The sequence below is a fragment of the Duganella sp. BJB476 genome, from assembly GCF_003416895.1.
GTDB lineage: Bacteria > Pseudomonadota > Gammaproteobacteria > Burkholderiales > Burkholderiaceae_D > Rugamonas.
The window spans coordinates 68206-88227 of record NZ_QVIO01000010.1 but is presented as its reverse complement, the minus strand read 5'-3'; the positions used below and the strand labels follow the sequence as shown (position 1 = coordinate 88227).

Sequence of the window (20022 nt, the reverse complement as noted above, 5' to 3'; positions counted from 1 at the left end):
TTCCAAGCGCCCAAAAGAAAGTGGCGATGCGCCGGCCGGGGCCGGGGCATCGCCACTGGGGCTTGCTGCTTAAACTAACTTAGAAGGTGTAGCTGGCGCGGGCGTACAGTGCGCGGCCGACCGGATCCGTGTAGCGTGGATCGTAGCCCTTCTGGAACAGCGTACCCTGGTTCGAGAACGGCGGTTCCTTGTCCAGCAAGTTCTTCACGCCGGCGGTCAGGCTGACGCCCTTGAAGCCGGTGTAGGTGCCCGACAAGTTCCACAGCGAGTACGACGGTACCGAGTTCACGTACTGCGGCGCGATGTCCAGGTTCTGGTCTTTGTAGCCGGACTTGTACGATTGCGCCAGCGTCGCGCTCCAGGTGCCCAGGCGCCAGTTCAGCGCGGCGTTGTGCTTCCAGCGGAACACCGGATTGTTGGCGGCGTAGCGGCCGACGTTCTGGATGAATGGACCGTCGCGCTCGTCCTGGTACTCATACTTGTGGACATAGGTGCCGTCCACGGTCAGCGTGAAGTTGCCGTAGGCGCTAGGGTTCGAACGCAGCGTCAGGCTCATGTCGACGCCGTCGGTGTTGACCTTGCCCAGGTTTTCCTTCAAGTCCAGGATCGCGTACGGCGAGCCGTCCGGATTGCGCAGGAAGCGCGCCTGGTACTTGGCGTAGTCGCCGTAGATGGCTTCTTCCGGCAGCGCGTTGATCTTGTCCTTGAGCTTGATGTTCCAGTAGTCCAGGGCCAGGGTCGCTTGCGGAATCGGCTCGAGCACGATGCCCATCGCGAAGGTCTTGGATTTTTCCGGGCTCAGGTTAGGATTGCCGCCTTGCAGCTTGAACTGTTGCAGGTCGCAATCGCGCAGCGGGTTGGCGATCGGGTTGGTCGACAGCACGCCGCCCGGGCACAGGATAGGATCGTTGTACGAGTTGTTGGTATCGTTCTTCGAACGCGGCGCATTTTTCTCGAACAGCGTCGGTGCGCGGAAGCCGGTCGAGGCCGAACCGCGCAGCAGCACTTGCTTGGTCGGCTGGTAGCGCACGCCCAGTTTCGGGTTGGTGGTGCTGCCGACGTCGCTGTAGTTGTCGTAACGGGCGGCGAACTGCACTTCCAGGTCCTTGATCAGCGGCATGTTGAGCTCGCCGAAGATGGCCTTGATGGTGCGGTCGCCTGCGGTCGACTGCGAACCCGACAGGCCGGAGCTGGCGGCCTGGCCGGCGATGTCGCGGTTGACGAAGAAGTCCGCCTCTTCGCGGCGCAGTTCGGCGCCCACGGCCACCGCCATCTTGCCGCCCGCCATGTCCATCAGCTCGCGGCTGGCCTTGGCGTCGATGCTGGTGTTGCGGGTCTTGCCGTTCTGGACCTGGCCGCGCAGCGCGGTGCTGTCGAGGTAGGTCTTGCCGGCCGCGTCCTGCAGGCCGAACGGGTTCAGGATGCCGTTGGTGACGCCGGCGGCGAAACTGTCGTCGCGCACATAGCCGCCGGTGAAGTATTCGGCCGAGCGGCTTTCGGACAGCGTGAAGCCGGCCTTGTAGTCCCAGTCCTTGTACAGGCCTTCGGCGGCGATGCTCAGGCGGTCAGCCGCGCCCTTGGAATTGATGGTGCGCTGACCGGCTTCGGTCGGACGCCAGTTGACCGACAGCGGGTCGCCCGACAGGCCAGGCATGGCCGGCACGCCGCCCGAATTGCCCGGATAGTATTTGCTCGACTTCGGCAGGATCAGGCCGGTCTGCGGCGGCGGCGCGGTGTGCGACACCACATCGTTTTCCGCGTGCAGGTACTCGATCGAGGCCTGGTGGTTGTTGTTGATCTTGAAGGTGGCCTTGCCGAAGAAGGCGGTCTGCTTTTGCGCCGGCAGATCGTCGATCAGGCGGGTGTAGTCTTCGCGGCAGGTGCCGTTGCTGGCGCGCGGCACCGACAGCGGCGCATCGCAGCCCTTGGCGAAGCCGGGGTTGCCGGTGGCGCCCGAGGTCGGATCGAAGTAGTTGCCCGGATAGGTGGTGCCCGAGGTCAGGTTCAAGCCGCGCTCAGGGATCACGCCGGTCTTGGAGAAGTCGCGCTGCTGCGAGGTCAGGATGTCGAGCTTGTGGTAGTCGAACACGCCGAACACGTTGAAGCCGTCGGCGTCCAGGTCGCCGTAGCCGGTCGACAGGTTCAGGCGGTGCTCGTCGGCGCCGACCTTGCGTGGCGCGACCGCTTCGGCCGTGATGGTGGTGGTCTTGACCGAGCGCTTGGTGATGAAGTTGATCACGCCGCCGATGGCGTCGGTACCGTAGATCGCCGAGGCGCCGTCGCGCAGCACTTCGACGCGTTCCAGGGCCGACACCGGAATGATGTTCAGGTCGACGCTGGCGCCGTCATACGGGTGGTTGGCGATGCGGCGGCCGTTCAGCAGCACCAGGGTTTTGTCGCCGCCCAGGCCGCGCAAGTCGGCGCTGGCCTGGCCGCCGGTAGGCAGGCCGCTGCTGTTGCCGCCGACCACGTTGCCGGAGCTGAAGCTGGAGCTGTTCGACGGGATGCGGTCCAGCACTTCCTGGGCCGTGGTCAAGCCTTGCTTGACGAAGTCGTCCGACTTGAACACGGTCAGCGGGTTGGCCGTTTCCGAGACCAGGCGCTTGATCGACGAACCCGTCACTTCGACGCGCTGCATAGGCTGGTCGGTGGTTTGGGCTTGCGCCAGTGTAGCGATCAGGCCCAGGCCCAGCAGTCCGCCGGCACACACCAGACGCACGGATCGCGCCAATACTGTTTCAACCATCATTATTTCTCTCTCCCATTTGAAAACAATGAACACCAAGTAAGTACTGTCTTTTAGGTCTTATGCAAAGAACCAGATGTTCCTTGCCTCTTCATCAGAGCATCTGCGCGTCTTTACTGTCAACGAGCAAACGTTTATGAATGAACAAAGTTGCGGTGTTTTGGAATGGATGAGTGCCGCATTAAATTTGGGCAGTAAAACGTTCTAATTTGGTGCGGAACGCTTCTCAGTACATAAAACATTGTTTGAATGTTAAAAAGAAGGGATTGTATTGCGGTGGCGTCGCGGGCGTGCAACACGCTGGTGCGCAGGGAGGGGAAGGAAGTACGGGTTAGCCCGGATACTGGACGTTACATTAATGCGACAGTCGAAGCCAGCTTTCATGCAAAAAGCCCCGTCTTCCGAAAAAGACGGGGCTGCAAGGTCATCAGCTTTCAGCCGATGGCCGGGGGCTTAGAACTTGTAGGAACCCACCAGATAGAACTGGCGGCCCAGCGCGTCGGCGTAACGGCCATCGTAGCCGGCCTGGTTGCCGCCACCGGCGTTGCGGATGGTGAACGGCGGGGCGATATCAAACAGGTTCTTGATACCGGCGGTCAGCGTGAACTTCTTGCTGAACGCAATCTTGCTCTGCCAGTCGAAGGTGGTGTACGACGATACCTGGCGCTTGAACGGCACGGTGGCGCCCTGGGTGCCGTCGGCGTTCAGCACGTTGACCACGCTGTCGTCCTCGGTGTACACCTGGTCGGTGTAGCCCGAGTGGTAGTTGGCCGTCAGCGCGTGGGTGTAACGGTCGTTGACGCGCAGCGAGGCGGTCAGCTTCGAGATCCAGCGGAAGGTCACGTCCGAGTAGGAGTTGAAGCGGCCGATGTTCTTCTCGACGCCGCTTTCAGGGGTTTCCTGTTCCGCCTTGGTCATGAAGGTACCGGTCCACTGCACGTTCAGCTTGCCGAACGGGGTGGCGGTCTTGTAGGTGTGATCCCAGTCGATACCCTGGAAGTGCGAGGAAGCCAGGTTGAACGGGGTCAGCGCGGCCGCCAGCACGTTTTGCTTCTGGATCGGGTCGAAGTAGGTGCGCAGCAGGCTGTCATAGAGCTTAGGACTGCCGAACACGGTGTCTTCCGACAGGGTCTGGATCTGGTTGGTCAGCTTGACGTCCCACAGGTCGAAACCGATCGACAGGCTAGGCATCGGTTCCAGGCGGAAGCCGGCGGTGAACTGCTTGGATTCCTCTGGCTTCAGCGAGCCGGCGCCGGTTGCGCCGTTACCACCGGTCAGCAGATTGTATTCCGACGAACCTGGGTTGCACAGCGGGAAGCGCGGATCGGTAGGCGAGGTGATCGGGCAGGCGTGGAACTGCGACGAACCACCGTTGACCAGCGGCTTGACGATGTTGGTCAGCGTCGGCGCCTTGAAGCCGGTGCCGTAGGAACCGCGGATCAGCAGCGACTCGACCGGATTCCAGCGCAGCGCCAGCTTGTAGGTGGCTTTGCTGGCGCTTTCGCCCTGCTTGCCCGGAGCAATCAGATTGCCTGCGGTGTCGAAGTTCTTGTCGTTGGTGACGGCGCTGAAATCATCGTAGCGGGTCGATGCGGTCAGATCCATGTTTTTCATGACCGGCAGCAGCAACTCGGCATACGTGCCCCAGTTCTTGCGGGTGGCGTCGATCGGCAGGGCGCCGGCGCCGCCGCCGACGATGGCGTCGGTGAAGTTAGGCTGCTGCTGGTTCTGGCCTTGCGAGTAAGCGTCCGGCGCTTCCGTGTAGTGCTGCTTGGTGTAGTCGGCGCCGACCGCCAGCTGGGCCATGCCGGCTGGCATGGCGAACAGCTCGCTCGAACCGCTGACCTGGAACACGTCGATCTTCGACTTGGTTTCGCTCAGCACGTTGTGCAGTACGGCCGGAGCCAGCACGCCTTGCGAGGTGCCGGACGGTGCGAACGGATCGAACTGGCCGGAGCTGACCAGCGCGTCGAAGGCGTTCAGGCTCATGTAACCACCGGCAGCCGTGTCCTTCTGGGTGTTTTCCGAGTGGGTGAAGGCGGCGCGGTAGTCGAAGCCCTTGAACGAGCCGTCGACGCCGAAGGCCAGGTGGCGCGCGTCGGTCTTGTATTCGTCGGCGCGGCCGCCGGCGTCCACCAGGCGCAGGTTCATCGCCACGCTGGTGACCGATGCCGGGTCGATGCCCAGGCGGGCCAGGTAAGGCTGGATGGATTTCTTGTACAGCGCGCTGCCGACCGGGATGCCCAGCGGCTGTGCCGGCGGAGCGTACTGGGCGGTGTTGCTGAACGACGAACCCAGCGCTTCAGCGAAGAAGGTGGTGTCGTTGTTGATCTTGTAGTTCAGCGAGCCGAACAGGGAGTCGCGTTTCAGGCCAGGCGTGTCCTGCACGGTGGCGGCGTAGTCGAACAGGCAGCGGTTGCCGACGTTGAACAGGTTGGGGCCGTTGCACTTGCCGGTTTCCAGGAAGTTAGGACCGAACGATTTGCTGGTGGCGGTGCCGGCGGCGTTCTTGTACTTGACGGTGGCGTTGCCCGGAATCGAGTTCGAGCTCAGCTGGTACAGATTGTATTGCTTGCCGTTGTCCATGAACGGGATCACGCCGCTCTTGGAGAAGTCGCGGTCCTTGGCGTACAGCGCGCGGCTTTCGTCGTGGGCGGCCGAGACCAGGATGTTGAAGCCGTCCTTGTCCATGTCGCCCCAGCCTTTGGAGACCGACACGTTGGAGCTCTGTCCACCGCTGCTCTTAGGCGAGTTGAAGGTGCCTTCGACGATCAGGTCGGTCTGGTTCTTCTTCAGGATGAAGTTGACCACGCCGGCAATCGCGTCCGAACCGTACAGCGTGTTGGCGCCGTCGGTCAGGATCTCGACGCGCTCGACCGCTGCCAGTGGGATGCTGGCCAGGTTGACGGTGGAGCCGGAGGTGGCTGGCGCCAGGCGGCGGCCGTTCAACAGCACCAGGGTGTAGCCTTCGCCGATGGCGTGGATCGACGCGGTCTGGATACCACCGCCGCCGCCGTTGACCGACATCGAGGAAGTGGTGAAGCCTTGCATCGAAGGCAGCGTCGCGATCAGGTCGGCCACGCTGCTGGCGCCGCTCTGCTCGATCTGAAGCTTGGACAGGGTCTGGACCGGCAGCGCGCCTTCGGCGGTGATGCGCTTGATGCTGGAGCCGGTGATCTCTACGCGCTGGATCGGTGCGTCCGGCGCGGTCTGAGCAACAGCCGCTTGCATGCCGATCGCCAGGCCACTGGCGCAGATCAGGCGTACAGAACGGGACAATACAGTTTCAACCATCATTATTTTTGCTCCCAATTTAAAACGATGAAACACACGGGTGTGATTTATTTTTTTTATCGGCGATAGTTCGCCGTTCGAAAAAAACACTAACGTTCTTTTCATTTGGTCATCAGATCACCCGGCGACATTTGCTGTCAACGGACAAACTTTCAAATCGATAGCTAAAGGTTATTCTTTACTTGATAACAACAGTGTTCCAAAAATGCCCTGAAAAACGCTCTAATTTGGTGCGTGCGGCAAAAAAAAGGCGCGAAACATTGCGTCACTATCAAAAAAGAAGCGAATATCTTGCGGGTCCGTCGGGCGCGTGCAACAAGTTGGTGCATCGCAACTCCATGAACCTATGTTCATTCTGAAATGCAACGTTACATTTATGCGACAAGCGCCGGCCTGCGGGCAATGGTTGTTAGTTAATAGCTATCGGGCCGCCATTTCAGCTACGGAAGATTTGTTGTATTGTTTCGCCACTTACCAGCGGCTTGAGGAAGCGTATGCAGTGCATTAAATTCGCCGCCGCGGTGGCAGCCGCAACCTGGTGCCTGGCCGCGCCGGCGGCCGGGCCGACGCCGCCCAAGACCCTGCGCTACATCTTGCCGGCCGCCGAAGCGAGCTTCGATCCGGCGCTGGGACGGGATCTCTATACCGGCCACATCACCGAAGCGATCTTCGAGACCCTGTACACCTACGATTACCTCGCGCGACCGGTCAAGCTGGCGCCGGAGACGGCGGCGGCCTTGCCGGAAGTGTCGGCCGACGGCCGCAGCTATCTGATCCGCCTGAAGCCGGGCGTCCATTTCACGCCCGACCCGGCTTTCGGCGGCAAGCCGCGCGAGCTGACTGTGGCCGATTACGTCTACTCGTGGAAGCGGCTGTTCGACCCGAAGCTGGCCTCGCCGAACAGCTGGCTGCTGGAAGGCAAGGTCGTGGGGCTGGACGCGCTGGCCGAGCAGGCCAAAAAGAGCGGCCATTTCGACTACGACGCGCCGGTGCCCGGCTTCGAGCAGGTCGACCGCTACACGCTGCGCATCCACCTGACGCATACCGACTTCAGCTTGGGCATGATCCTGGCCTATGAACCGATGGCGGCGGTGGCGCGCGAAGTGGTGGAGAAATACGGCGACAGCAAGGGCGAGGTGGCCGGCCATCCGGTCGGCACCGGCGTCTACCGTCTGGGGCAGTGGATACGCGGCAGCCGCATCGTGCTCGAAGAGAACCCCGGCCACCTCGCCGAAGTCTGGGACTTCGAACCCAGCGCCGAGGACCGCGCCGACGACGAGCGCATCGTGCGCCAGATGAAGGGCAAGAAGATCCCGCAGATCGGCCGCATCGAGATCAGCATCCAGCTGGAGGACCAGTCGCGCTGGCTATCCTTCACCAGCGGCGAGGCCGACCTGTTCTGGCTGGACGGTCCGCTCTCGCCCAAGGGCCTGGTCGACGGCAAGCTGCGGCCGGAGCTGGCGGCGCGCGGCATCCAGCTGTCGCGCATCGTCGATCCGGTGCTGACCTATTACTACTGGAATATGCGCGACCCGGTGGTGGGCGGCTTCAGCAAGGAGAAGATCGCCCTGCGGCGCGCGATCGCGATGGCGCACGACGTCGACGAGGAAATCCGCCTGGTGCTCAACAGCGAGGCGCGGCGGCTGGAATTCCCGATCCCGCCCGGCGTGGCTGGTCACGATCCCGATTACCAGGGCTTGCTGCGCTACGATCCGGTGCTGGCCAACCAGCTGCTGGACCGCTACGGCTACAAGAAGGGCGCGGACGGCTGGCGCACCCTGCCGGATGGCAAGCCGATGCTGATCCACTACACCTCGCGCAACGAGGCGGCCGGCGTGCTGATGGCCGAGCTGTGGCGCAAGACCTACAACCGGCTCGGCATCCGCATGGAAAACCAGCGCATGATCTTCAGCGACATCCAGCAGGCCGAGCTGCTGTGCAAGCTGCAAACCCGCACCTACCAGTGGATGGTCGACTACCCGGACGGCGATAATTTCATGCAGCTGTTCTACGGCAAGAACATCAACCAGAACAACAACGGCTGCTACCAGGACGCCCAGTTCGACCAGTGGTACGAAGCCAGCCACCGCATGCCGCCGGGACCGCAACGCGACGCACTGTACCGCAAGATGGCGCGGCTGCTGGAAGTGCAGGCGGCGGCCATGCCGGCCTATTCGCGCTACCGCAGCATGCTGGCGCAACCGGGCGTGCTGGGGTATAAGAAGCATCCCATCCTGCATCAGGAATGGAAGTACATCGATATCGAGCGCAAGGATTAGGAATGTTTGCATATATTGTGCGCCGCCTGTGGCAGATGCTGCCGACCATGCTGGGCGTGGTGCTGCTGGTGTTCGTGCTGTTCAACTGGGTGGGCGGCGATCCGGCCTTCATCCTGGCCGGCAAGATGGCCAACGCCGAGAGTATCGCCAACATCCGCCACCAGCTCGGCGTCGATGAGCCGTCCTACGTGCAGCTGTGGATCTTCATCAAGCAGATCGCCACCTTCGATTTCGGCCTGAGCTGGGCGACCGGCGAGCCGGTGTCCCACATCATCGCCACGCGGCTGGGGCCGTCGCTGACGGTGCTGCTGCCGCTGACCTTGCTGGAGACCTTGCTGGGCATCGCGCTGGCGTTGACGGTGGCCTTCGTGCGCGGCTCGCTGACCGACCGCGCGGTGATGATCGCCTGCACCGTCGGCATGTCGATCAGCATTCTGGTGTACATCATCGTGTTCCAGTACGGGCTGGCTTACAAGCTGGGCTTGTTCCCGGTGCAGGGCTGGGGTGAGAGCTTCTGGGAGAATCTGCTGCGCTACGCCACCTTGCCCATCCTGATCGGGCTGGCGGTGTCGATCGCGCCGACCTTGCGGCTGTACCGCAGCTTCGTGCTGGACGAGGTGGGCCAGGACTATGTGCGCACCGCGCGCGCCAAGGGCCTGAGCGAACGCCGCGTGATGTGGGTGCATGTGCTGCGCAACGCGGCCATCCCCATCATCACGCATGTGATGGCCAACCTGCCGGCGCTGCTGATCGGCGCCTTCCTGCTGGAGCGCTTCTTCGGCATTCCCGGCATCGGGCGCGAGGTGATCCTGGCGGTCGAGCGCAGCGACTTCCCGGTGATCAAGGCGATCACGGTCTACGTGGCGGCGGCCACCATGTTGTTCAACCTGCTGACGGACCTGATGTACCAGGCGGTCGATCCGCGGGTGCAGCTGACATGACGGCCGTCGTGCACAACGTCTCGCCCGGACTGTGGCGCCTGGCCTGGCTGCGCCTGCGCGCGGACCGCGTGGCCATGGTGTCGCTGGCCGTGGTGGCGGCCTTCCTGTTGATGCTGGCGCTGTCCGCTAGCGGGCTGATCGTGGCCGATTGGGAGCAAGAGGTCGGCGTCAATTATGCGCCGCCCGGCTTTGTCGGCGCGACGCAGACGGCGCCCGCCGCGCCGGTCCAGGCCGCGCAAGCCTTGCCGGACAATCCCTTCGATCCGCTGGCCGATGACATCCGCGCACTGCGCGCGCAGCTGGCGGCGGGAGGCGAGGGCGATGGCGCAGGGAGGGCGGGCGCAGGAGCACCCGACATGTACGGCGTGGCCGATCCGCTGGCCGACGATCTCGCGCAGCTGCGCGGGCGCGCACGCACGGGTGATGCCGCCGCAGGCCCTGCTGGCGCTGGCCGTCTGGCGACCCTGCCGTTCGGCGGCGACAAATGGGGGCATGACATCATCAAGAAAACCATCAAGGGCGGCGAGACGTCGATCGTGGTCGGGCTGGTGGCGGCCTTGCTGGCGGTCAGCCTGGGCACGCTGTTCGGCGCCTTGTCCGGCTACTTCGGCGGCGTGGTGGACGATCTGTTCAACTGGTTCTACAGCATCTTCACCGCCATCCCGTCGGTGCTGATGATACTGGCCGTGGCCGCCGTGCTGCAGCAGAAGGGCGTGCTGACCATCGTGCTGATCCTCGGCCTGACCGGCTGGACCGGCCCTTACCGCCTGATCCGCGCCGAGTACATCAAGCACAAGGCGCGCGAATACGTGCTGGCCGCCGACGCCATCGGCGCCTCGCACTGGCGCAAGATGTTCACGCACATCTTCCCCAACGTCAGCCACGTGGCGCTGGTGCAGATGTCGATCCTGGTGGTGGGTTTCATCAAGGCCGAGGTCATCCTCAGCTTCCTCGGCTTCGGCGTGCCGGTCGGCGTGGTCTCGTGGGGCAGCATGCTCAACGAAGCGCAGAACGAACTGATACTCGGCCGCTGGTGGCAGCTGACCGCCGCCGCCATCGCCATGGCGCTGCTGGTGACGGCCTTCTCGCTGTTCACCGACGCCCTGCGCGATGCCCTCGATCCCAAGGTGAAATGATGAGCGATAACATCTTGTTGGAGATCACCGGCCTGCGCATTGCCTTCCGTGTCGACCGCCACACCACGGTGGAGGCGGTCAAAGGCGTATCGTTCCAGGTGCCGCGCAACGCCACCGTCGCGCTGGTGGGTGAATCGGGCAGCGGCAAGTCGGTCAGCTCGCTCGCCGTGATGGGCCTGCTGCCGCCGGATACCACCGTCATCGATCCCGCCAGCCGCATCCGCTTCGATGGCCGCGACTTGCTGGCCTTGTCCGCCGACGAACGCCGCGCGCTGTGCGGCAAGGACATCGCGATGATTTTCCAGGAGCCGATGTCGTCGCTGAACCCGGTCTTCACGGTCGGCGCGCAGATAGTCGAGGTGCTGCGCCTGCACATGGGCATGAGCGCGGCCCAGGCCCGCCGCCGCACGCTGGAATTGCTGGACGAAGTCGGCATTCCCGACCCGACCGTCAAGATCGACGCCTATCCCAGCCAAATGTCCGGCGGCCAGCAGCAGCGGGTGATGATCGCCATGGCCATCGCCTGCGAACCCAAGCTGCTGATCGCCGACGAGCCCACCACCGCGCTCGACGTCACGATCCAGAAGCAGATCATGGAGTTGATCGCGCGCCTGCAAAAACGCCACGCGATGGCGGTGCTGTTCATCACCCACGACCTCGGGCTGGTGGCGGAGATCGCCGACCATGTGATCGTCATGCGCCACGGCGAGGTGCGCGAAGCCGGCCCGGCGCAGCAAGTGCTGGAGCAGCCGCAGGATGGCTACACCAAGGCGCTGCTGCACTGCCGTCCCTCGCTGGACGCGCGGCCGTGGCATCTGCCGGTGATCGCCGATTACCTGGCCGACGTCGAACATCAGCGCTTTGCTGGGGGCGACATCGCCGAAGGGCAGGGCGTGACGCCGCTGCACCCGCTGGAGCGCCAGCGCGGCTATCGTCCGGACGACGAGCCGGTGCTGGTGGTGAACAATCTGAGCAAGAGCTTTTACCTGCGCGAGGGCTGGTTCGGCAAGCGCGAGTTCCAGGCCGTGAAGGATGTCTCGTTCACGCTGGCGCGTGGCAAGACCCTGGGCGTCGTGGGGGAATCCGGTTCTGGCAAGACCACCGTCGGCCTGACCTTGCTGCGGCTGCACCAGGCCACCGGCGGCAGCGCCATGTTCGACGGCCGCGACCTGCTGGCGATGCCGGCGCGCGAGTTCCAGGCCTACAAGCGCCGCATTCAGATCATCTTCCAGAACCCGTATGCGTCGCTGAACCCGCGCTTCACGGTGGGGCAGATCCTGCTGGAGCCGATGCGCATCCACCGCATCGGCGCCGACGACCGCGAGCGCACCGCCATCGCCCATGGGCTATTGGAAAAGGTCGGACTGCCCGCATCTGCCTTCCAGCGCTATCCGCACGAGTTTTCCGGCGGCCAGCGGCAGCGCATCGCCATCGCGCGCTGCCTGACGATGAAGCCGGAGATTCTGGTGTGCGACGAATCGGTGTCCGCGCTGGACGTGTCGGTGCAGGCGCAGGTGCTGAACCTGTTGCAGGATTTGCAGGACGAGTTCGGCCTGTCCTACATCTTCATCTCGCACGACCTGTCGGTGGTGAAGTACATCGCCGACCAGGTGATGGTGATGCATCAGGGTTCTGTGGTGGAAATGGCCGATTCGGACCAGTTGTACCGCGACCCCGCGCACCCCTACACGCGCGCGCTGCTGGCGGCGATCCCGCGGCACGGTTAAGCGATTTTTAAGATAAGATATCCGTATGGCGAATTTAATCCTTCTATTGCAAGAGTACGGCGTACTGATCGTGTTTGCGATCGTGCTGGTTGAGCAGATCGGCCTGCCGATTCCCGCGTTTCCGCTGCTGATCGTGGCCGGCGCCTTGTCGGTGGACGGCGACAGCAACTGGCTGGCCGTGCTGTCGGTGAGCGTGGTCGCCTGCCTGATCAGCGACTATTTCTGGTTCCGCGCCGGCCGCTACTACGGCAAGCGCATCCTGCGCCTGCTGTGCAAGATTTCGCTGTCTCCCGATTACTGCGTCAGCCAGACCGAAGACAATTTCAACCGCTGGGGCCCGAAGGCGCTGGTGGTGGCCAAGTTCATTCCCGGTTTCAATACGATCGCGCCGCCGCTGGCCGGCGCCATGGGCACCAGCAACGCCACCTTCCTCGGCTTCAGCATCGCCGGCGGCATCGTCTGGAGCGGCACCGGCATCGCCATCGGCGCCGGGTTCCACACCCAGATCGATCAGGTGCTGGAGATCCTGAGCACGATGGGCACCACCGCGCTGATGGTGCTGGGCGTGTTGCTGTTATTGTTCATCGCCTTTAAATATGTCGAGCGCAAGCGTTTCCGCCAGTCGGTGGAGATCGACCGCGTCACCATCGATGAGCTGAAGAAGTTGCTGGAGCAGGGCAAGGCGCCGGTGCTGGTCGACGCCCGCAGCGTGACGGCGCAGATGCTGGAGCCGGCCGTGCCGGGCGCGTTGCTGTTCAACGGCGGCGAGCCGATTCCGGAACTGATCGCGCTGGACAAGAACCACCACATCATCGTCTATTGCAGCTGCCCGAACGACGTCACCGCCGCCCACGTGGCGAAGGAACTGATCAGCCACGGCTACACCCGCGCCAAGCCGCTGCACGGCGGCCTCGACGCCTGGAACGCCGCCTTCGGCACGCCCCGCGAGGTGGGCGAAGGCAATACGGCCTCGGTCTGAGCCTGCCGCAGCCGCCCGTTTGGGCGGTTTTTTTTACCCAAAACTGGAAGCGCTACCAGTGTTTGCTGCTGCCTCAAAAATCGTAGTCATACTACGCAAAAAAAATTCTAATTTGTAATTTCATGTGGCAAAGCTGCTGCATGTGTACTAAAACTACAAACTTCGCTTGCCTCGCTGAGTGAAAATACCTTAAGCTTAGGCCTCAACTATTTTCGATCTATCATGACAGCTCAGTCCCTCCAAACGCCTCCCTCCCTGACCACTGCATTCCTTGGTGGCCCGCGTCTGCTGGCGGACATCGGCGGTACCAACGCGCGCTTTGCGCTGGAGACCGCCCCGGGCAAGATTGAGGCGATCGAAGTATTGGCTTGTGCCGCATATCCAACCCTGGCCGCCGCCCTGGTTGCCTATCTGGCCTCGCCGACCGTAGCCCAGGCCGGCGTCACCGGCATCCGGAATGGCGCGATTGCTATCGCCAATCCGGTCACCGGCGACATGGTGCGCATGACCAACCACCACTGGGAATTCTCGATCGAAGCACTGCGCCGCGAAGTCAATTTCGACGTCCTGGTCGTCGTCAACGACTTCACCGCGCTGGCGAGCTCGCTGCCGCAGTTGTCCGCCACCCAGAAGCATCAGGTCGGCGGCGGCACCGGCATCGCCGGCACTCCGCTGGGCCTGATCGGCGCCGGCACCGGCCTCGGCGTTTCCGGCCTGATCCCGGGCAAGGATGGCTGGACCGCCTTGTTGAGCGAAGGCGGCCATGTCACCTTCGCGCCGGCCAACGCCACCGAAGTCGCCATCCTGCAATATGCCTGGAAAGAATTCGACCACGTGTCCGCCGAGCGCCTGATGTCCGGCGCCGGCATCGAACTGATCTACCGCGCGCTGGCCGACCACACCGACATGCCGGCCGAAAAGCTGAGCGCCGCCGAAATCTCGCGCCGCGCGCTGGCCGGCGAATGCACGCTGTGCGACGAAGTCATCGAAGCGTTCTGCTGCATGCTGGGCACCGTGGCCGGCAATCTGGCGATCACGCTGGGTGCGCAGGGCGGCATATATATAGGTGGCGGCATCGTTCCGCGCCTGGGCGAGCGTTTCGACCGTTCCGGCTTCCGCGCCCGCTTCGAAGCCAAGGGCCGTTTCTGCCATTACCTGTCCGAAGTGCCGACCTGGGTCATCACCGCCGAGTACCCTGCATTTGTGGGTGTTTCCGCAATCTTGTCGGAAAGACTTGCCGCCGCGTAAGCCAAGTTACATTTCGATGACGGCGAAATGCGCTTTTTGCCGTTTTATCAGGTACAATTCGGCTTGTTGGATGAAATGTCTTTGATCGGTCACGTGTGTTTTCGCCCGAAAACTGCGCTCCCCGGCCACGTTTCACGTAGAAAGCAAGGGCCTCGGCCATTGCCGGCATGTCCCTCTCTCCCGCCTGGCGCACATCGGCCCAGGCGTCGGAAAAACAGCTTCAGTGAGTTATACCAGCAGGCAGCATCATGGATGCCGGCCATTGCCTCACTGAATGTGATTGAATTCTTTCTTGCATGAAAATGCAACCACAAGATTGCTATGGATACAGCAGAGGCTAAAAGAGTCCTCGAAACCGCTTTGCTATGCGCTCGTGAGCCATTGTCGATCCACAGTCTGAAAAAGCTGTTTGTCGAGGTGGATGACCAGGACAGGCCGCGCGGACCCGGAGTTGGTTCCGATACGATCAAGGAACTGCTCGAAGAATTGAGGCTGGACTGGGCCGGCAAGGGCGTCGAAGTGATCAGCCTGTCGACCGGCTGGCGCTTCCAGAGCCGCCCCGAGATGAAGTTGTACCTCGACCGCATGAACCCGGAACGGCCGCCCAAGTACTCGCGGGCGACGCTGGAAACGCTGGCGATCATCGCCTACCGGCAGCCGGTGACGCGGGGCGATATTGAAGAGATACGCGGCGTAGCCGTCAATTCGCAGACGATCAAGATGCTGGAAGACCGTGGCTGGGTAGACGCCATCGGTTACCGCGACGTCGTCGGCCGCCCGGCATTGCTGGGCACCACCAAGCAGTTTTTAGATGATTTGGGCTTGAATTCGCTGTCCCAGCTGCCTCCTTTGCAGCAAATCAGCGATACGCAAGGCGGTGGCCCGGACATGGCTGCGCTGGAAGCGGCCTTGCAGGAAAACTTTGACAAAGCGGCACACAATGCCGCGCAACAAACAGATGGTACGGATAGCGAGTTGCCAGTGGCCGAAGCAGAAGCCGCGACTAGCCCGGAAGCCGGCCACGAAGCACAAACACAACCCGCGCCCGATGTAACGGTTGACGCTGAGCACAACCAAGAAACGAATAATGAACAATCCTAATTCCCCAGAGACAGTCAACGACGTAGTGCCGGCCGAAGTGGCCGCCAAGCCTAAGCGTCGCACCAAAGCCCAGATCGAGGCCGATGCGGCCGCCGCCGCGTCCGGCGATGCGCCAGTCGCCGCCAAGCCTAAGCGCAAGACCAAGGCTGAAGCCGAAGTCGCCGCCGCCGATGCGCCGGCCCCAGTGAAGAAGCCGCGCGCCAAGCCGGCCGCCAAGTCGGCCGAGGCCGTCGAAGCTGCCCCGCAAGCCGCCGCGCCTGCGGCAGCCGAAGCGCCAGCCAAGGCTCCGCGCGCCAAGAAACCAGTTGCAGCGCCAGCCGCAGACGCTGCGTCGGTGGCGCAAGCCGCCCCGGCCGCAGCCTCGGCTCCAGCAGTTGAAGCGCAAGCCGCTCCTGCTGAAGGTGAGCGCGCAGCGCGCGGCCCGCGCGGTCCGCGTGGCCCACGCCAGATGCGCGAACAGCGCGCCGTGCGTGAAGCCATGATGCCTCCGCGTCCTGAACCGGTAGCAGCCGCCGAAGGCGAAGCCGCTCCCGCAGTCGACGGCGCAGCGCCGGCCGAAGGCGGCAAGCCACGCCACGAGCGCGGCCCGCGTCCCGACGGCCAGCGCAACGGCAAGAACGGCAAAGGCAAGAACGGCAAGCCGCAACGCGGCGGTCCGAACGCCGGCGGCGCCAAGCCTAGCGATGCGGATGCCGCATTCTCCTACGTCACCTCGGACGCCTTCGACAGCGACGAGCCGGCCAAGGGCCGCCACGCCGCGCCGAAAGTGGTGCGCCGCGACCTGACCTCGGATGACGACGCGCCGAAGCTGCACAAAGTCCTGGCCGAAGCCGGCTTGGGTTCGCGCCGCGACATGGAAGACCTGATCGTTGCCGGCCGCGTGTCGGTCAACGGCGAGCCGGCCCACATCGGCCAGCGCATCCTGCCGACCGATGCCGTGCGCATCAACGGCAAGCTGATCCAGCGCCGCGTCAGCAAGAAGCCGCCGCGCGTGCTGGTGTACCACAAGCCTGCCGGCGAAATCGTCTCGATGGACGATCCGGAAGGCCGTCCATCGGTGTTCGACCGCCTGCCGACCATGAAGGCCGGCAAATGGCTGGCCGTCGGCCGCCTGGACTTCAACACCGAAGGCCTGCTGCTGTTCACTACCTCCGGTGACCTGGCCAACCGCCTGATGCACCCGCGCTACCACATCGACCGTGAGTACGCGGTGCGTACGCTGGGCGTGCTGGAAGAAGGCATGCGCCAGAAGCTGCTGGCCGGCGTCGAGCTGGAAGACGGCCTGGCGCAGTTCACCAAGATCGCCGACGGCGGCGGCGAGGGCATCAACAAGTGGTACCGCGTGATCATCGGCGAAGGCCGTAACCGCGAAGTGCGCCGCATGTTCGAAGCGATCGGCCTGACCGTGTCGCGCCTGATCCGTACCCGCTACGGCGCGATGAGCCTGCCTAGCAGCCTGAAACGCGGCCGCTGGGAAGAGCTGGAAGAGAACACCGTGCGCGACATGTTGAGCGCATACGGCGTCGACAAGAAGGGCAGCGATGCGCCGGCCGCGCCGCGCGGCAAAGGCCCGCAGCAAGCCAAGCCGGCCCAGAACAAGGGTCCTGAAAAGCGTCCGCAGCGCGGCCGCGACGCCGAGCGCGACGACCGTGATTTCGACGATGATGAAGATGATCACGACGAACCGAACTTCAACCGTGCCGACGTCAGCAATGACAACGCCATGCCATTCGCCAAAGTCCCACGCGGCAATGGCCGTGGCCAGGGCGGTTTCGGTGGCGGCCAGGGTCGTCCGGGTGGCGGTGGCCAGGGTCGTCCAGGTGGCGCCCAGGGTAGCGGTCGTCCAGGTGGTAACGGCCAGGGTCGTCCGGCCGGCGCGCAGACGTCCAGCCGTCCAGGCGGTCGTCCGCAAGGCATCGGCGGTTACGCCGGCGGCCGTCCGCTGGGCGAAGGCCCGGCGCGTCCGCAAGGCCAGGGTGGCCGTCCGCAAGGTCAGGGTCGTCCGCAAGGCGGCCAGGGTGGGCAGGGCGGTCAAGGTGGCCAGGGCGGCGGTCAATCGGCCAAGGGTCCGAGCCGTGGTCCGCGTCAGCCGGATCCGCTGCAAACCACCTTCGGTTTTGGTAACGCCAGCGCGCCGCGCCGCAACCAGCCACCGCGTGGCGGCGCCATCGATCATGGCATGCCGCGCCGCCGCAAGGGTTAAGTCCCGCCGCGTGCAAAACGGGGCGCAAGCCCCTGTTTGTAAGGCTTGTAGCCTTTTATGAATTGTTGTAAGCCTGCTTTTCCGCCCCGTGCGGCATTGCAGCGCAGATCATATAAGGTTATAATAACCAGCCTAGTAAAAGTTCTTCTCGGGTTGCTTCCCTAAGAATGCTTTCATCTGGCTGGTATTACAAGAAGATGGGCAGATGCCCATTTTTTTTTTGGTGAACCGTTTTGAACGGTCTGTTTTTAATAAGTTGGAAACAGGCCTTGATTTGGAGAATTTCTTGCAGCTGCCGGATTTAATTGAAAAGACCGTCGCCGGTCTGGGCTATGAGCTGGTTGATGTCGAACGGGCCGAGCGCGGAGTGCTGCGCGTGTTTATCGATTTCACCGCCGCCGATGCCGAAGAAAAAGGCCCGATTACCGTAGAAGATTGCGCTACGGTCAGTCACCAGCTGTCGCACGTGCTGACGGTCGAGAACGTGAATTACGAGCGTCTCGAAATCTCGTCGCCAGGGCTGGATCGCCCGGTGCGCAAGCTGGAAGATTTCGTGCGCTTTGCCGGTTGCGAAGCAATCGTCAAACTCCGCACCGCAATGCCGGGTACGAACAACCGGAAATCGTTCCAGGGGATTCTGCAAGAACCCCAGGGCGATAATTTGTCGTTGGAATTTGAAGGTACTGATGGTCCGGCGCTGTTGGAGTTTACGCTCGCCGATATGGATAAGGCACGCTTGGTGCCACAGGTGGTTTTTAAGGGACGCAAAGCATGAGTCGCGAAGTTTTGTTATTGGTAGACGCGCTGGCGCGTGAGAAAAACGTCGATAAAGATGTGGTTTTCGGCGCGTTGGAGTTCGCGTTGGCGCAAGCCACGAAGAAACGCTATGAAGGTGAAGTCGATATCCGCGTTTCGATCGACCGCGAGTCGGGTGAGTTCGAATCCTTCCGTCGCTGGCACGTTGTGCCCGACGAGGCTGGCCTGCAACTGCCGGACCAGGAGATTCTGCACTTCGAAGCCAAGGAACAGATTCCGGACATCGAAGTGGATGACCACATCGAAGAGCCTATCGAATCCGTCGAATTCGGCCGCCGCTTTGCGCAAGACACCAAACAGGTCGTCCTGCAGCGCGTGCGTGACGCCGAGCGCGAACAGATCCTGGTGGACTTCCTGGAACGCGGCGACTCGCTCGTCACCGGCACCATCAAGCGCATGGAACGCGGCGACGCGATCGTCGAATCGGGCAAGATCGAAGCCCGCCTGCCACGCGACCAGATGATCCCGAAAGAAAACCTGCGTATCGGTGACCGCGTCCGCGCCTTCATCCTGCGTATCGACCGCAATATGCGCGGCCCGCAAGTGATCCTGTCGCGCACCGCTCCAGACTTCATCATGAAGCTGTTCGAGCTGGAAGTGCCGGAAATCGAGCAAGGCATGCTGGAAATTAAATCGGCGGCACGCGATGCGGGCGTCCGCGCCAAGATCGCCGTGTACACGGCCGACAAGCGCATCGACCCGATCGGTACTTGCGTCGGCATGCGCGGTTCGCGCGTGCAGGCCGTGACCGGTGAGCTGGGCGGCGAACGCGTCGACATCGTGCTGTGGTCCGAAGACCCGGCGCAATTCGTCATCGGCGCGTTGGCTCCGGCCAACGTCTCGTCGATCATGGTTGACGAAGAGAAGCACGCGATGGACGTCGTGGTCGACGAGGAAAACCTGGCGATCGCGATCGGCCGCTCCGGCCAGAACGTGCGCCTGGCTTCCGACCTGACCGGCTGGAAGATCAACATCATGACGGCCGAAGAATCGGCCGACAAGGCAGCCCAGGAAACCGCGGCAGTGCGTGCACTGTTCATGGAAAAACTGGACGTCGATCAGGAAGTCGCCGACATCCTGGTGGAAGAGGGCTTTGCCAGCCTGGAAGAAATCGCTTACGTGCCGATCTCCGAAATGCTGGAAATCGAATCGTTCGACGAAGATACCGTCAACGAACTGCGCACCCGCGCCCGTGACGCCCTGGTCACCGAAGCGATCGCTTCGGAAGAAGGCCTGGAAGGCATGGACGAGGCGCTGGTCGGTCTGGAAGGCATGGACCGCGTCACCGCCGGCAAGCTCGGCCTGGCTGGTATCAAGACTGTAGAAGCATTTGCTGCACTGGCTTACGACGAATTTGGCGCCATCCTGGCCCTGTCCGCCGACCGTGCACGAGAACTGATTAAGAGTGAATTTGAAGATGTGACCGACGATGAGATGAAGTTGGTTGACTCAAAGTACGACGATCGTGCCAAAGGCTTGCAAGCCAAGGCATGGAGTCTTGCCGAATCCGCAAAGGCTTAATTTGAGTATCTTTATCATCTCCGCGACACAT

Annotated in this window: 12 protein-coding genes; 10 read left to right on the top strand and 2 right to left on the bottom strand. The window is 62.9% G+C overall.

The window, feature by feature from the left end:
• Positions 1–79: 79 nt before the first annotated feature.
• Together D0T21_RS28805 and D0T21_RS28800 are read right to left on the bottom strand one after the other, a co-directional pair.
• Positions 80–2719, bottom strand: coding sequence for a TonB-dependent receptor (locus tag D0T21_RS28805; RefSeq protein ID WP_307720734.1), 2640 nt, complete (start codon positions 2717–2719; stop codon positions 80–82).
• 480 nt (positions 2720–3199) lie between these two features.
• Positions 3200–6025 carry a TonB-dependent receptor domain-containing protein gene (locus tag D0T21_RS28800; RefSeq protein WP_229211677.1) on the bottom strand — a complete coding sequence of 942 codons (2826 nt, stop codon included), beginning with the start codon at positions 6023–6025 and terminating at the stop codon, positions 3200–3202.
• 509 nt (positions 6026–6534) lie between these two features.
• Here D0T21_RS28800 and D0T21_RS28795 point away from each other — a divergent pair.
• The 10 genes from D0T21_RS28795 (at position 6535) to nusA (ending at position 19991) form a co-directional block, all read left to right on the top strand.
• Positions 6535–8319 (top strand): ABC transporter substrate-binding protein, encoded by a 1785-nt coding sequence (locus D0T21_RS28795; RefSeq protein WP_116993381.1) that lies wholly within the window; start codon positions 6535–6537, stop codon positions 8317–8319.
• 2 nt (positions 8320–8321) lie between these two features.
• Complete coding sequence (locus D0T21_RS28790) at positions 8322–9260, top strand: ABC transporter permease (RefSeq protein WP_116993382.1); 939 nt, start codon at positions 8322–8324, stop codon at positions 9258–9260.
• Positions 9257–10396, top strand: coding sequence for an ABC transporter permease (locus D0T21_RS28785; RefSeq protein WP_116993383.1), 1140 nt, complete (start codon positions 9257–9259; stop codon positions 10394–10396). Before D0T21_RS28790 ends, D0T21_RS28785 begins: the two co-directional genes overlap by 4 nt.
• Positions 10396–12123, top strand: a complete 1728-nt coding sequence (locus D0T21_RS28780; RefSeq protein WP_116993384.1) for an ABC transporter ATP-binding protein — start codon at positions 10396–10398, stop codon at positions 12121–12123. The genes D0T21_RS28785 and D0T21_RS28780 overlap by 1 nt, the downstream gene beginning before the upstream one ends.
• A 25-nt stretch (positions 12124–12148) precedes the next feature.
• Positions 12149–13102 (top strand): VTT domain-containing protein, encoded by a 954-nt coding sequence (locus D0T21_RS28775; protein ID WP_116993385.1) that lies wholly within the window; start codon positions 12149–12151, stop codon positions 13100–13102.
• A gap of 222 nt (positions 13103–13324) precedes the next feature.
• Positions 13325–14350, top strand: a complete 1026-nt coding sequence (locus D0T21_RS28770) for a glucokinase (RefSeq protein WP_116993386.1) — start codon at positions 13325–13327, stop codon at positions 14348–14350.
• Positions 14351–14671: 321 nt separating this feature from the next.
• Positions 14672–15451, top strand: coding sequence for an SMC-Scp complex subunit ScpB (gene scpB / locus D0T21_RS28765; RefSeq protein WP_116993387.1), 780 nt, complete (start codon positions 14672–14674; stop codon positions 15449–15451).
• A complete protein-coding gene (locus D0T21_RS28760; protein WP_116993388.1) occupies positions 15438–17654 on the top strand; it encodes a pseudouridine synthase in 2217 nt (738 codons plus the stop codon). The genes scpB and D0T21_RS28760 overlap by 14 nt, the downstream gene beginning before the upstream one ends.
• 286 nt (positions 17655–17940) lie before the next feature.
• Positions 17941–18429, top strand: coding sequence for a ribosome maturation factor RimP (rimP, locus tag D0T21_RS28755; protein ID WP_026335094.1), 489 nt, complete (start codon positions 17941–17943; stop codon positions 18427–18429).
• Positions 18426–19991: a transcription termination factor NusA gene (gene nusA, locus D0T21_RS28750; protein WP_116993389.1), complete on the top strand. Its 1566-nt coding sequence runs from the start codon at positions 18426–18428 to the stop codon at positions 19989–19991. The genes rimP and nusA overlap by 4 nt, the downstream gene beginning before the upstream one ends.
• The last annotated feature ends 31 nt before the right edge of the window (positions 19992–20022 follow it).

Coding starts and splice junctions, on each gene's coding strand:
- D0T21_RS28795 (WP_116993381.1), top strand. CDS start 6,535: ATGCAGTGCATTAAATTCGCCGCCGCGGTGGCAGCCGCAACCTGGTGC.
- D0T21_RS28790 (WP_116993382.1), top strand. CDS start 8,322: ATGTTTGCATATATTGTGCGCCGCCTGTGGCAGATGCTGCCGACCATG.
- D0T21_RS28785 (WP_116993383.1), top strand. CDS start 9,257: ATGACGGCCGTCGTGCACAACGTCTCGCCCGGACTGTGGCGCCTGGCC.
- D0T21_RS28780 (WP_116993384.1), top strand. CDS start 10,396: ATGAGCGATAACATCTTGTTGGAGATCACCGGCCTGCGCATTGCCTTC.
- D0T21_RS28775 (WP_116993385.1), top strand. CDS start 12,149: ATGGCGAATTTAATCCTTCTATTGCAAGAGTACGGCGTACTGATCGTG.
- D0T21_RS28770 (WP_116993386.1), top strand. CDS start 13,325: ATGACAGCTCAGTCCCTCCAAACGCCTCCCTCCCTGACCACTGCATTC.
- scpB (WP_116993387.1), top strand. CDS start 14,672: ATGGATACAGCAGAGGCTAAAAGAGTCCTCGAAACCGCTTTGCTATGC.
- D0T21_RS28760 (WP_116993388.1), top strand. CDS start 15,438: ATGAACAATCCTAATTCCCCAGAGACAGTCAACGACGTAGTGCCGGCC.
- nusA (WP_116993389.1), top strand. CDS start 18,426: ATGAGTCGCGAAGTTTTGTTATTGGTAGACGCGCTGGCGCGTGAGAAA.